Genomic DNA, 13,808 nt, shown 5'->3' with positions numbered 1-13,808 from the left:
GAAGTTATAGCTGCGTGTTTACTATCTGAAGCACAAGTTTTAAAAATATTTAAATATTTTTATTCTCACAGAGGTCCAGTATTAGATTTTAACAATGAAAAATTAGTTGAATGTTTTTTTACTGGGTTAACTCGATATTTAAAACGACATAAGGGATTATTTGTTTTAGTTGATCCTTATATATTAGAAAATAATAGAGATGCAGATGGACGTATATTGAAGTCGTACGATAATTCCAATTTAATAAATCAACTCAACCATTTAGGCTATCAATATCAAGGTCATAGTATAGGCTATTCTGATACAAGCCAAATACGCTGGTTATCTGTTTTAGACTTGGAAGGCAAAAACGAAAAAGACATTTTAAATGAAATGGATTACCAAACTAGAAGAAATATTAAAAAGACATACGAGATGGGTGTAGAGGTTAAAACACTAGACATTTCACAGACAGACCAATTCTTTGAATTATTCCGAATGGCAGAAGAAAAGCATGGCTTTAAATTTAGAGAGAAAGATTATTTTGAAGAAATGCAAAACATCTATAATAATAATTCTGCTTTGAAATTAGCGTATATAGATTTAAAAAAATACTTAAACCAGTTAAATAACAAAGAGTTAGTGCTTAATGAACAAATAGAGGAAATTAAAGCAAAGCTAAAAGATAACCCGAATTCAAAAAAGAATAAAAATAAGTACCAAGAATTAAATAAACAATTAACAAGTAACCGAAAGCATATTACAGAAACTGAAAATTTAATCAAAATTGACGGGGACATACTTCATTTAGCGTCGGCATATTATATCTGGAATAAAGATGAGGTTTATTATTTATCAAGTGGATCTAACCCTAAATATAACCAATTTATGGGGGCATATCGATTACAATGGGATATGATAAAGTTTGCATTAAATAATAATATACCGAGATATAATTTTTATGGGATTACTGGAGATTTTAGTGAAAATGCTGAAGATTATGGTGTGCAGCAATTTAAAAAAGGTTTTAACGCCCATGTCGAAGAATACGTTGGAGATTTCATCAAACCTATACGCCCTATTTTTCACAAGGTTTATAAGTTACTTAAATAACACAATAAAATTAGGATGTTCCTATATAGAAACATCCTAATTTTATTGTGTTATTTATTATTCCCAATCTAATTTAAGATGCTTTAAAAATTCTTCTTTATCTTTTTCTAGTTGGGGATCAAAATCGCTTTGGAGTTGTTGTCCATACGTTCGTTCTTCTAACCATTTTGGCGTTTTCTCACGACTAATATATTGTCTCGATTTACCTATATTCGCCATTTGTGGCTTTTGTTTACTGTGAATGCGTTTCTCAGCATCAAAGGTAAACTCTAACCACTCAATTTTACGACCTTTTTTCGCTTTAATTTTATTAATATGAAGATTTTTAAATATCGTAGATAGTTCTTTTATGATTGGATTTAGAACAAATTGATTAATATTAGACATTCTATAAGAATTGGGAATATCTAGACGTTCTCTAAAATCTTCAATTTTAATTTTCATATAACCAGTGTGTTTGTATTGTTTAAGTATTCTAAACATATTTTTGGCATAAGTAGATTTGAGATGTGTCATTTCTTTTAATTCAAATTTAGTAAAATTACTAGTAATGGAGTTTAAAATATATTTTAAATCTGGAGAAGTAGCAATTTCTAAATATCTTTCAGATATATCAATTTCATATTTATAAAACAGAACGAATTTTTTTATTTTCGTTTCTGTTCTAATAGTATATCGAATATCTAACATTTTATCGTAAACTCTTTGTAAGTCATCTACAAATCTGTTTATATTACGTGTTTCTGGACTATAATTACTTAATTCTTTCAGTTCATCAAAAGACAAATGTAATGTATTAGTGTCTTGCTCTTTTAATTTATTACACATGGCAAAAAATAAGTTAATTTCAGTTGCTGTAAATCGTCTTAAAGGCACTAAGTTCATTTCGTTTTTATATATAACGGTTTCTCCACTCATATAATACTCCTTTTATACAAAAGGCATAGCAACAAAAAAACTATGCCTTTTTAATTTTAAAAATATATTTATAAACCTTACCAATAAAGTAACAAAACATAAAAGGCATAGCAACAAAAAAACTATGCCTTTTATGTGGCAAAACTATGCCTTTTATGTGGCAAAACTATGCCTTTTATGTGGCAAAACTATGCCTTTTATGTGGCAAAACTATGCCTTTAACATCTTTGATTCATTGTCGCTCTAGGGGTTACATAGTGCCTAAAAAGGTTTTAAAAAGATTTATAAAAAGATATTAAAAAGTTCGGGGCATTTGACTCTTACAAATTTAAAATAAAAAAAATACAGAAAAGTATACGAAATATAAAATAAACTTCAAAAATAAAACTCCTTTCTTTCAAAAAAATTTATCACAAATAGTATTTAAATCTTAAATGCCCTTATTTTTAATTTTAAAGGAGTATTTTGAAGTATTAGGGGCTATTTATATAGTTTTAATTACATAAAAATTTATATTGACTCTTAAAACGCAAATGAGAGCCAATTAAAAATATTTACTTTTCACAAACAAAAATTTCAGCAAAACCAGTGTCGAATTTTTAGACACTGGTCTATTTAAGTCAAAATATAATATTATTTAACAAACAAAATATCAATACAACACTCTTTATTAATTAAATCATCAATGCTTACATTATAAAAATTAGCTATATTCTTCATATTCTCCATATCGGGAACACTTTTACCTTTTTCCCATTTATATATAGTTTGAAGTGTTACTTGTAATTCTAATGCTAATTCTTCTTGAGTAAGACCTTTATAATTTCTTAGACGTCTCAAATTGTTATATAACATACTATCACCTTTTCTAATAATAGTTTTAAAAATTAATACGAAGTCATTAAATATATTAATAAATATATCATTTATATTCCTTGTGTATTATCTTACACTTTCCTTGTACGAAAAAAACAAGTTAAAAGGTGGTAAAACTATGAATAAACCTGTAAATTTAAAAAAATTAATTGCGTTAACTTTATCAGTATTATTACTTTGCAGTGTTATAAGTATTTTTTATAACGAAAACCAATCTCAAGCAAAAGGAAATGGTGGATATGTTATATACAAAGTAACTAATAACAGTCCAAGAGGTTCAGTATCATATAAACAAGCTGATGTCTTTATGACAAGTAGTCAAGCTAAAAAGTTCGCATCAGAAAACTCACTTTCTATAAAACAAGCTTTAGTTAATGCAGGTCTAGGACTTATACCTGGAAATTACGCAACATATTTTGGAATTTCTAAAAGTGTTGGCGACGTTGTCCAATCAAAAATGGTCTATGATCAAGCTAAAAAAGGACCTGTTCGTATTACTATGGAAAAAGGTGGTACAATAAAAAAAGTAACTAAGTGGAACGGAAAAACTAAAAAACCATCTGTATCATCATTCAATAAAGGTCAAGTTTCACAAACAGTAAAAGTACTTTCAAAAAAATAAGTTATAAGAAAGCGTATTTCATTTAGAAATACGCTTTCTTATAACATAATGTAAAAACCAAAAAACTAATATCCATACCATAGTAAAAACCTTATAATTACCTGGCAAAATATAAGCAGTAATAACTATAATCGGAACGAAAATTATTAATAGACAAAGATAGACTTTTAAATTCAATTTACTCATATTAAAATCTCCTTCTTTATTCATAGATAAACTTCAAAATTCTATTCACTACTTATAAATAACTCTAATATCTAAACGCTAATAAAACCATCTTTTTTAATATAAACTTATTTTACATTATGACAATTGCTTTATTGACGTTGAGCCTCGGAACCCTTAACAAACCCCAAAACTGTCGACTCTTCGGTTTCATAGCTCACGCTAAACCGACATTCGTCGTTACAGTTTAGTTAAGGATTCTTCTCAATGGTCAATAAATTTTCTCGGCATAAATGCATTGTAAATATAACAGTTTGAGTTCTGATAGTTTATATATAGCTAATTTTTTGCTAATATATAAGTATAGCTTAATGCCATATTTTGCAAACAAAACATGGAACTAACTCTATTGTTTGGATAATTCCTTAGAGACGGGCGTGCCCGTCTTTTTTTATTTCACTTTTTTTCAATCATGCACATGATAAATATAGTTATAGCTATAGAAACTAAAGCATTTTTCAAATAATAGAGATCATTTAAAAATATATAATCCGAAAATATCAAAACTATAAATATAAACATTAAAAATACGACACTTAAAAATAACTCTCTTCCCATAGTTCCTCCTTTTTATAAAATAGAATCTCCCTTTAATTTCTAAGCTATTTTAAGCTTGATACAGCTTTTTCATTATCAACAACGTGGTTTTGGTCCAATATTCATATTAAATACGCTTATACGCGCTTAAAATGGCATATATAAGCAATCCAAATAAAGCATAAGGAACAAGATAGAATACAATCATCAAGTAACGCCATGCTGAATGGCCTGTTTTCAGGACATAGTTCAACCATTCGTAAAAATGTTGCATACCTAACCAGTCACCTAACGGACTGAGCGCTAAAAAAGCAATCATGACTAAGGCAACAATAAAAAACATCGCTGTGATGCCTTTGGTTAAACGTTGTATCACTTGATCATATTGTTTAACAGCTGTTTCGTTGTGCTTGATACGTTCATCTATCATTTTTTTATAATCATTATTCGCTTGTCGCAGTTCTGCTTGGTTGGTTTGTAACTGCTCAATCGCCTTATGTGTGTCTGTTTTCACATCTTCCAATTCTTCTTGTATCGCCGTTTGAAAATCTTGTTTTAAATTATCGTTATTAATCCGTTCAATATAGTGTTTCGCTACACTGATGAAACGTTTTTGTGTGATTTCAGTCGCTTGATTAAAGTTCGAGGCCGTGGTCTCGATCGTCGTTAATAATTCGTTGTGACGCTTGTTTCTCTCGTGCTCTCTCTTCTCGATCTCTTCGAGCCTTTTCATGAGCAAGTCTTGCTGACTCTGCAGCTTGTCGGCGACGCTCAAGCTCATTTGTGTCTTGGGCGAATTTGTCCCAATCTGCTTGAGTGACACCTGTATCTCGTTCAGTTGCTTCATCACGACTTGAAGTTCGTCGTTTGGGTTGGACGTCGGTGTCTGATGCTCGTTCTGTTTGTTGTTGTCGTTGTATTTGTCTTTCAAAGCCATCTTCGATACCCCCTTTGTTGTAGTCTTCACCGAGTTTACGACCACGTACTTTTTTATCTTCAGCTAAATGTCGATACGTAATACTTTTCGGTGTGACTCGTTCAATCGTAATACCATGTTGTTTTAAATGGTCTTTGAATTCATCCATATTCGTGGCTTGTGATTGGTCTATCGCCTCTCTAATCTCATCTTTCCATGAATATTGGGCTGTTGATTTCGTATTAGGGTCAGCAATCGCTTTTTCTGTCTGCGTATAACGTAAGCGTGCTGTGTCCTTTTCTGGCACGCTTAAACCATGTTCTATGCAAACCTCATCATTGAAATTTCTGACATTACGTAACGCTTGTTTATTGTTATTGAATTTCTTACCTGTCTCGAGGTCAATTGAATTAATCACAATATGATTGTGTACATGGTCTGTATCTGCATGCGTATAGACCGCCACTTGATGATTCGGTGCGAGCTTTTCAGCGAGTGCTAAGCCTAATTGATTACATTGTTCGGGCGTGACTTCGCCAGGTTTAAACGATTGGATAATGACATGCCCTTGATTCCCATCGGTTTTACCATATAACTCACGAGAAGCTTTAAAACTCGATTTGGCATAGTCGACATCACAATTTAAGCCACTTTTTTCAATGGCACGTTTTTCAGCGTAATTAATGGCCCGTGACGTTGATTTGGTGGCGCTTAATTTAGTCGTTGCCATCATTATCACTTCTTCTTTGTTTAGGAGCAAAATAGTCAATTAAAATTCTAAAAATAAAAACACTTCCCCAAAAACTTAAAATGCTCCATATGTTATCAAAAATATTTATTTTCATTATCCATAGCACAACAATAAGAATGGTATAAAACGTAAAATAAATACCGTTTAAAAGCCACCTTAATTTAGTTTGTTCCATATCTCATCTAACCTTTCACGTAATTCGCTGATATTACGTTCTAATGCTTCATAGTTCGGCGCTTCGTGTTGATGTTGGTTGCAATATTTCGCAATCTGATTGGCATTTGCGCCCAACATACTCAAATCTTTCGCTACCGATTGTCGCGTTGCTTGATCCAATTTGGGTGCGACCAATCGGGCACCTTGTGCCTTTTTCTTAACGAAAGCAGGCACACTCATATTTAAAGTTTCAGCTGATTGTTGTAACTTTAAATATTCGGATTCGCTCACACGAAAACTGATTTGTTTCGGCGCCTTACGGTTGGGTTTACGGTTTCGCCCAACAGTTTCGTCGCTAGCCACAAAGTTATTTTGTTCGCTCATTCAATCCCACCACGCTTTCTTCGAAAGATAACGCCTTTCTTACATTTTACTTTATAGGATAAAGTAAAATTAATCAAGTCGTTAGGTGGTTTGGCAAGCATTGGCTTTGCTAGCCACTAACGTGGTATCGTCGCCTGCTTGTTGGGGATACTCCCCAAGCCCCTTATGATTTTTTCTGACGAAAAAATAGTGGCTAATTGATAGCCACTATTAATAAAGAAAAAGAAGTATTATTTGTTATAAATATATTAATTAGGTTCATATTTAGTCTTTAATATTTTTAATAAAAAAGGTAATAATGCTAAAAAGAGTGTTATTGATGCAAATAACCATGCATGACTTGACCCTTCTATGAGTTTATCTGAATTTGATGAATTACTGATAAATAATGAAGTAACTGCTGTATAAAAAGCAATACCTATATTTTGAACCATTCTTTGTGTAGCTCCAGCAGTACCTTGCATATCTTGAGATACAGTTCCCATTATTGCTGAAGTATTAGACGGTAGGAAAAAACCTCCTCCTATACCATATATTAGTAATAATAAGCTTATTGTCACTGGATTTAATATATATTGTAATAATCCTAGGCTTGTATATGCCACAATCATAATAATTAGTCCTGTAGTCATTAATACAATATTGCCAATGCGAGAAATTAATTTACCAGATATTTTTGAAGTAAGTACTAATCCTAAAGGAGAAGTAAGGTTAACTAATCCTATTTGCCAAGATGAAAGATGATTAATCTTTTCTAAAATATATGGAGGAATTATAAAACCTAAAGATGTTGTACCTCCAAATACAAATATTGCAAATATTGGAGATGAAAATGATACATTCTTGAATAAACGTAAATCGATGATAGGATGATTTGTTTTTAACTCCCATATAATAAATAGGCAAAAAGAAACAATAAAGATTAGGAAATTGCCATATACTGATATATTAAAAATTGAGTGATAAGACCAAGATGTTAAACTTATTAATAAACAAAAGATAGATAGAAATAATAATGAATTTCCACGTATATCTAAATGGATAGACGTACTTTTTTGCTCTTTAATATATCTTTTTAAAAATAAACAGCCGATTAAACCGATAAATATAAAGGGAATATTGATCCAAAATATCCATCTCCAATTACCTACAGATATTAAAAGACCTCCAATACTTGGACCTAAAACAGGACCTATTCCTAATAGAATACTTAACGTTCCTAACGCAGAACCTTGTCTATTTTCAGGAATGGTTGTAGTAATAATAGCCGTAGCAGTTCCTTGTAACATTGCTGCACCTATACCTTGTAAACCACGAAAAACGATTAATTGTATGACGTTGTTTGAAAAACCGCATAAAATAGAAGCTATTAAAAAAATAGTTAATCCTAAACTATATATATTTAAACGACTGTATTTATCGCTTAGTCTCCCAAATATTATAATTGTGCCTGTTAATAATAAAGTATATAGTGTGACACTCCAAGTAATAAAAGAAGTATCAACATTAAAAGATTTAGATAAAGTGGGTAATGCGACATTGATAATTCCGCTATCAAGGGTGGATAAAAACATTCCTATTCCTGCTGTAAAAACAACTAAATGATCGAAATACTTAGAAGAATTCATCTATAATACCTCCTCATTTAACTAATTTAAGTTCAGTGAATAAGTAAGTGAATTGACTATTAAAAAATTAATAGTATGTATAATCTTGCTACCTATAATTGCAATATATCAACAAAAAAGATACTCAAAGTATGAGTACCTTTAAAATTTAAAAATAATTAATTCCCATAGCATCTCTGACTTCGTGAAGAGTTTGAGATGCTATTAATCGAGCTTGATTGCTTCCATCTTTTAATATTTCATATATATAATCTAAATTATTTTGATATTGACTTCTTCTATTTCTAATAGGTTCTAATTCTGCTTGTATGATTTCATTTAAGTATTTTTTAACTTTAACGTCACCTAAACCACCGGCTTTATAATGCTCTTTCATTTCTGCTAAGTACTTTTTATCTTTACAAAAAGCATCTAAGTAAGTGAATACTGTATTATCTTCTATTCGACCAGGATCAGTAACTCGAATGTGATTAGGGTCAGTATACATAGACATTACTTTTTGTCTAATAATATCCGGAGAATCAGATAAATAAATGGCATTATTTAAAGATTTACTCATTTTAGCTTTTCCATCTATCCCCGGAAGTCTACCCATTCCTTTTTCGGGTAATAAAGCTTTAGCTCTTTTTAAAACATTTTGCTTATACGTATTATTAAAGGTTTTAACAATTTCATTTGTCTGTTCAATCATTGGTATCTGATCTTCACCTACAGGGACAATGGATGCTTTAAAAGCAGTTATGTCGGCTGCCTGACTAACTGGATAAATAAAGAATCCTGTTGGGACACTATCACCAAAATTTTTTTCTTTCATTTCATTTTTGACTGTTGGATTTCTTTTTAATCGTGAAATAGAAACAAGATTTAAATAATGCATGGTTAATTCACTTAATTCGGGAATTTGAGATTGAACAAAAATATTAGATTTTATTGGATCTATGCCTACAGATAAATAATCTAATATGACTTCTATTAAGCTATTTTGAATTTTTTTAGGGTTTTTAGCATTATCAGTTAATGCTTGTTGGTCAGCTATCATAATAAAGTTGTTAAATTGGTCTTGTATTTTAACTCTTTTCTTTAGGGACCCGATATAATGCCCGATATGAAGTTTACCAGTGGGTCTGTCTCCTGTAAGTAAATTTTCTTTTTTCATTTTCATCGCTCCTTCATATTTTCATATAAAATTATGAATTAGATATAAATCATATAGTCTTGTAATTTTTAATACTATTCTAACTTTAAACCTTAATTTAAATAAAGAAAGTCAATGAATAAACTATACAAACTAAATACCTATAATCAGTAATTATGTTAATTAAAGGAAAAAGACCCAAACACCATCATATCAGCGTCTGGGTCTTTTAAAAATGAAAATTGAATATAAGATAATGAGATACTAAAACATTAATAAACTTTATACGTTTGTCCAGTTTGAGCGCCTTCAACACTTTTAATAAATGCATTTGCTACTTTATCAACTGGAACAGCTGTAAATCCTTTGAAGAATTCTCCATACTTATCTAAAGCTTCTTCAACGACATTAGGACTTACATTGTTAATTCTTAAACCATTTTTTAATTCTACAGCTGCTGATGTAACAAATCCTGAGACACCACCATTTGCCATAGCTGCTGAAGAACCTAATAAAATAGGATCATCCATCATAATTCCGGAAGTTAAAGTAAAGCTACCATTTTTATTTAAATAGTGTTGGCCTATTAAAACAAGATTTATCTGTCCTAATAATTTACTTTTTATGGCTACATTATTTTCTTCTAAACTCATATCTGATAGGGATTTGAAAGTTGCTCCTCCCGTGGCACTGACAACAGCATCTATATCTTTAATATCTTTATACATTTGTTCAATTTCTGTTGGAGAGGTAATATCTAATTGATAATCACCAGATTTACTGCCAACTTCAATAACTTCATGATTATTTTCTTTAAGTTTCTTAGATACACTTTTACCTATTGTGCCAGTAGCACCAATAACTACTATTTTCATTGTAATCCTCCTAATAAATACTGTTATTTTTGTAAATTTTTTAGCCAAAATAAATATATTCGAAAGTTTACTATTAACACTTACATACTTAATGTAACATATACATTTATGAATTTATTCTGTAAAACATAGTATATTCAAGTAATGTTAATATTAAATAAGCTTATACATAGAATATACAAATTAGCTACCCATAATGCATGTTATGGCAACAAAAGGGAACTCATTATTGAGTTCCCTTTTGTTATTTATTATTCTAATTCTATTGTTTTAACCTCAGGCACTTCTGGGATAAAAGCATGCTTAATTTTTATATAAAGTTTCGCAGGTTTATCATTTAGATTCACTTGGTAATATCCGATGCCCTCACTTCCTTGATTATCTGATCGTAATTTAATTGATACTTTTTTAGAGTTTCTTAAAATTTGATAAGTTTTATTATTATCTGTTATATCATGTAATTTTTTTGTATCGTGATTTTTTATATAACTATTGATTTGTTTTTCGCTAGAATAGCAAACCCATTTATCGAAAAATAAAAAGTTTAAAAAAATGTAACAAATTATCAAAAAAGCTATTATAACAAATATATATAATGTTCTTTTCATGAATTAACGCCTCTTCTTTAAAAATTTTTTATTATTTATGATAACGTAAAAATGAAAGCTTTTTCTACATAATATAATTATTTTTAAGGAGATGTAAAAATTGAAAAAATTCACAAAAATATTTTTAGCAAGTATTTTAATAACTAGTACAGGGATAGGATCGTTACAATCAAATACTAGTAAGGCAGAAGAAAATACGGCTCCTCAAAATGTTAAATTAGTTGGTACTTATGATGTATCTCAAGTTGATTCAAAAACAATGAAACAATTTAAAGATATTGAGAAAGAAGATAGTAATTTTCATGTTATTAAGAAAGATAATAAAGTTACTATAGAAGATACATTACCAAACCCAGATAAGAAAAATAATACTGCTAATAGAAGTAATGAAAGTGGAACTAAAGTGATTAATTTCTCTGATTTTGTTGGCAGTATGGATGGTAAAGATGATGGAAAAATACCAGAAGGTACTTCACTTTATAGCAAATCATATAAAGGTCAAAAAGATGGACAAAAAGTAAAAAAAGGAACTCACGTTCATTGTAATAGATTTAATGGAACTAAATCGGATCATAGATATTGGTCTAAAAAACATCCTAAAGCATATGCAGATTTTTATAAGAGTGACTGCTGGTACCATGCTAAAGCTTATAAATGTTCTTCTATAGGAAAAATGACTAAGTGCGATGGATTAAATGTGAAGAAAAAAGGTGTTAAAGATTGTTCATCATGGAAAGGAAAACCAAATCATAAAAACTGGCCTAAGACAGCATGGTATAGAAACTAGTAAATGAATAATATATACAAACTAACTACCTATAAGAACTAATTATGTCAACTCAACACGAAGGGACAAACGCCGTCATTTCAGCGTTTGTCCCTTTGTGTTTGGATTATCGATTATTCATCTTTTATACATACCCTTAACCACACGTTTTCATGCATTTTCATTAAGAGAACTTTTGTATCTTTATTCAGTCTTAATTGTTTACTTTTTTAGACTCTTTTTGTTTTACTCGTTTTTTTGTAAGGAATATTAATATTGCAATTAAAATGTTGATAATACCAGCAATTAAAATAGCTAAACCTATGAGACTGAAAAGAAAATCAATGAACGGTATAAAACGAGCAATGTATATCAAGAATGAAGCTATAATCATATAGATAATGCCACCTATAAATGGGAATAAAAGAGAAGTATAGCTTTTGAATATATTTGCGACGTCTTTATCTGTCATTTTATTAAAAAATAAGAGCGAAATAGGAAGTAATAATAAGGTCATTTCAAACAATAAGTCTGAATTTAAATGGATTGCGAATCCATAGCCTTTGAAGTAGTTTCTAAATGCGATACATAGCATGATGATTAATATTGAAAAATCAAATTCTCTACTACCACTTTCGTCTAAATCGAATAAATGTCTTTTAACTTTCATAGTAATCCCTCGCTTTGAATGATTATTTCAATTTCTTTTTTAATTTTTCTAAGCCTTTAAGCTGGTTTTCTAAGATGTGAAGTTGTTTATAAAAGTGAGTGTATGATTGTGTTGTTTTCATTGAATTACGTTTATTACTCATTTGGCGTGACAATTCTTTGATTTGTTGTTCTTTTTCAGCAATACGTTGATTCACTGTTTTAAGATCCATAATGACCTCCTTGACATTTTTATATAAAAAATAAATAAAAAACAATAATGATAAATGTTTTATTATTATACATTCTAACAATAAAATGTATAATAATGTTATTTGTATGTAAATTGTCATTAAAAATACCCAACTAATCAAAATTGATTAGTTGGGTATTAACAATAATTGAGCGCCTAAAATTCATCTATTTTCTAGACGTTGGTGATGTTATATGTTCAAGTGTTGCATACTGTATGCCTGCATATTGTGTGCGGGCATACATATCATGTGAAATCGTACAATACAGAGAGATTTTGTTATAATTGGGAAGTCGTCTATCTCTCAGACGTCAATTTGACGTAGAGAGGAGGTGCGTGCTCATGACTGCAATATTTGTTTATATCATAGTATCTATTTTTATAGATTGCTGTGGTGTGTTGTTTCGCTTTTGGCTAGAACAACGCAGTAAAAAATAGGCGACATAGCCAAACACCTAAAAACCCCAACCTATGGCAGTAGGTTGGGGTTTGGTGCGTTCATGACGCAATATTTGTTAAATCTATTATATTCTTTCTTATACTTTTTGTAAACGGAGGGAGAAGGATTTGAACCAACGCGAGCAAAAAGCTCCTACCAAACACAAAGTGTTGGCCTCTTAAACCAGACTTGAGTACCCCTCCATAATAATATTAAATTTGTATATTATTTACTTTTAATATAATATTATAAACGGGGTCTGAAGTCAAGGAGGAAAATTCTTTGATGTTAAAAAAATTAATTACATGCACTTTATTATCTTCGATAGCGCTAACAGGCGTTAATATGTTGGAATATAGTCCAAAAATTGATCAAAATCATATCGCTCAAGCAGCAGAAATCGATAAATATCCACGGCCGATAAAAAAACAACAGCCAAACTATCATACGAAAAATAATTGTACGTGGTACGTACATAATAAAAGGAATCAAACAAAAAGATATCTTCCATCTAGTTTTACAGATGCAAAAAATTGGCTTAATGAAGCCAAAAGAGCTGGATTTGCTACAGGTAAAAAACCCATAGCTGGCTCTATTCTTCAAACTTCTAAAGGCGGTGGTGGTTATGGCCATGTCGCTTTTGTTGAAAAAGTAAATAAAAATGGAAGTATAAAGATTTCAGAATACAATTACAATGTACGTTTAGGTTATGGCACTCGTACTTTAACTAAGAAACAAGCTGCGCAATATAATTATATTTATTAATTAGAACTTCAGACCCTAAATCCTGGAGCCCAACTCCAGGATTTATATTTTAAATGAAAAAGGTGGAAAAATGAAATTTGTTACATTAACAGAACAAGAATATCAATTATTTATAGAAAAACATGTTGTACATTACACGCAATCTATTGAACATTATAACTATAGACAAAAACATAAAAAAGACGTCCATTTGGTAGGCGTTAAAGACAATGAG

Annotated in this window: 16 protein-coding genes and 1 tRNA gene; 5 read left to right on the top strand and 12 right to left on the bottom strand. The window is 30.2% G+C overall.

Annotated features, from left to right (window positions below; translation table 11 throughout):
* Nucleotides 1–1,092 (top strand): aminoacyltransferase (locus NST35_RS12460; protein ID WP_340747321.1); only part of this gene is annotated, 1,092 nt, incomplete at its 5' end.
* 57 nt (nt 1,093–1,149) lie between these two features.
* Here the strand turns inward: NST35_RS12460 and NST35_RS12455 are convergent.
* Together NST35_RS12455 and NST35_RS12450 are read right to left on the bottom strand one after the other, a co-directional pair.
* Complete coding sequence (locus NST35_RS12455) at nt 1,150–2,010, bottom strand: replication initiation protein (RefSeq protein WP_046026634.1); 861 nt, start codon at nt 2,008–2,010, stop codon at nt 1,150–1,152.
* Between the two features lie 633 nt (nt 2,011–2,643).
* Entirely contained in the window at nt 2,644–2,865 is a 222-nt protein-coding gene (locus NST35_RS12450) for a helix-turn-helix transcriptional regulator (RefSeq protein ID WP_020360672.1), read from the bottom strand.
* Nucleotides 2,866–3,004: 139 nt separating this feature from the next.
* Between NST35_RS12450 and NST35_RS12445 the strand changes: the two genes are divergently transcribed.
* Nucleotides 3,005–3,508, top strand: coding sequence for a hypothetical protein (locus NST35_RS12445; protein WP_046026637.1), 504 nt, complete (start codon nt 3,005–3,007; stop codon nt 3,506–3,508).
* Nucleotides 3,509–4,397: 889 nt separating this feature from the next.
* Here NST35_RS12445 and NST35_RS12440 read toward each other — a convergent pair.
* The 7 genes from NST35_RS12440 to NST35_RS12410 all read right to left on the bottom strand — a co-directional run bounded on the left by NST35_RS12440 (nt 4,398) and on the right by NST35_RS12410 (nt 10,723).
* Nucleotides 4,398–4,784, bottom strand: a complete 387-nt coding sequence (locus tag NST35_RS12440) for a mobilization protein (protein ID WP_327083280.1) — start codon at nt 4,782–4,784, stop codon at nt 4,398–4,400.
* 121 nt (nt 4,785–4,905) lie between these two features.
* Nucleotides 4,906–5,916 carry a relaxase/mobilization nuclease domain-containing protein gene (locus NST35_RS12435; protein ID WP_046026640.1) on the bottom strand — a complete coding sequence of 337 codons (1,011 nt, stop codon included), beginning with the start codon at nt 5,914–5,916 and terminating at the stop codon, nt 4,906–4,908.
* 177 nt (nt 5,917–6,093) lie between these two features.
* Nucleotides 6,094–6,477 carry a plasmid mobilization protein gene (locus NST35_RS12430; protein ID WP_233642744.1) on the bottom strand — a complete coding sequence of 128 codons (384 nt, stop codon included), beginning with the start codon at nt 6,475–6,477 and terminating at the stop codon, nt 6,094–6,096.
* A 248-nt stretch (nt 6,478–6,725) separates the two neighbouring features.
* The gene (locus tag NST35_RS12425; RefSeq protein WP_002477847.1) at nt 6,726–8,105 is read right to left on the bottom strand and encodes an MFS transporter; all 1,380 of its coding nucleotides are present in this window, start codon (nt 8,103–8,105) and stop codon (nt 6,726–6,728) included.
* A 148-nt stretch (nt 8,106–8,253) separates the two neighbouring features.
* On the bottom strand, nt 8,254–9,261 hold the full coding sequence (gene trpS / locus NST35_RS12420) for a tryptophan--tRNA ligase (protein ID WP_002477834.1): 1,008 nt from the start codon (nt 9,259–9,261) through the stop codon (nt 8,254–8,256).
* Between the two features lie 251 nt (nt 9,262–9,512).
* Nucleotides 9,513–10,115, bottom strand: coding sequence for a short chain dehydrogenase (locus NST35_RS12415; RefSeq protein WP_002447413.1), 603 nt, complete (start codon nt 10,113–10,115; stop codon nt 9,513–9,515).
* A gap of 251 nt (nt 10,116–10,366) precedes the next feature.
* A complete protein-coding gene (locus NST35_RS12410; RefSeq protein ID WP_002477841.1) occupies nt 10,367–10,723 on the bottom strand; it encodes a hypothetical protein in 357 nt (118 codons plus the stop codon).
* A 100-nt stretch (nt 10,724–10,823) separates the two neighbouring features.
* On the opposite strand from NST35_RS12410, the gene NST35_RS12405 reads away from it, so the two are divergent.
* Entirely contained in the window at nt 10,824–11,510 is a 687-nt protein-coding gene (locus NST35_RS12405) for a hypothetical protein (RefSeq protein WP_002477842.1), read from the top strand.
* Nucleotides 11,511–11,703: 193 nt separating this feature from the next.
* Here NST35_RS12405 and NST35_RS12400 read toward each other — a convergent pair whose 3' ends face one another.
* The 3 genes from NST35_RS12400 to NST35_RS12390 form a co-directional block, all read right to left on the bottom strand.
* Complete coding sequence (locus NST35_RS12400; protein WP_020362985.1) at nt 11,704–12,159, bottom strand: hypothetical protein; 456 nt, start codon at nt 12,157–12,159, stop codon at nt 11,704–11,706.
* Between the two features lie 22 nt (nt 12,160–12,181).
* Nucleotides 12,182–12,370 (bottom strand): hypothetical protein, encoded by a 189-nt coding sequence (locus tag NST35_RS12395; RefSeq protein ID WP_002457894.1) that lies wholly within the window; start codon nt 12,368–12,370, stop codon nt 12,182–12,184.
* 572 nt (nt 12,371–12,942) lie between these two features.
* Nucleotides 12,943–13,032, bottom strand: a tRNA-Lys gene (locus tag NST35_RS12390).
* A gap of 82 nt (nt 13,033–13,114) precedes the next feature.
* Here NST35_RS12390 and NST35_RS12385 point away from each other — a divergent pair.
* Together NST35_RS12385 and NST35_RS12380 are read left to right on the top strand one after the other, a co-directional pair.
* Nucleotides 13,115–13,594, top strand: coding sequence for a CHAP domain-containing protein (locus NST35_RS12385; RefSeq protein ID WP_020360136.1), 480 nt, complete (start codon nt 13,115–13,117; stop codon nt 13,592–13,594).
* 70 nt (nt 13,595–13,664) lie between these two features.
* Nucleotides 13,665–13,808: peptidoglycan bridge formation glycyltransferase FemA/FemB family protein (locus NST35_RS12380; protein WP_340747322.1), on the top strand; the 144-nt coding region annotated here is incomplete at its 3' end.

It is taken from the genome of Staphylococcus sp. FSL W8-0304, assembly GCF_038006565.1.
Lineage (GTDB): Bacteria > Bacillota > Bacilli > Staphylococcales > Staphylococcaceae > Staphylococcus > Staphylococcus epidermidis.
Note: the sequence above shows the minus strand (reverse complement) of the source record. Positions and strands in the feature narration are given on the sequence as shown.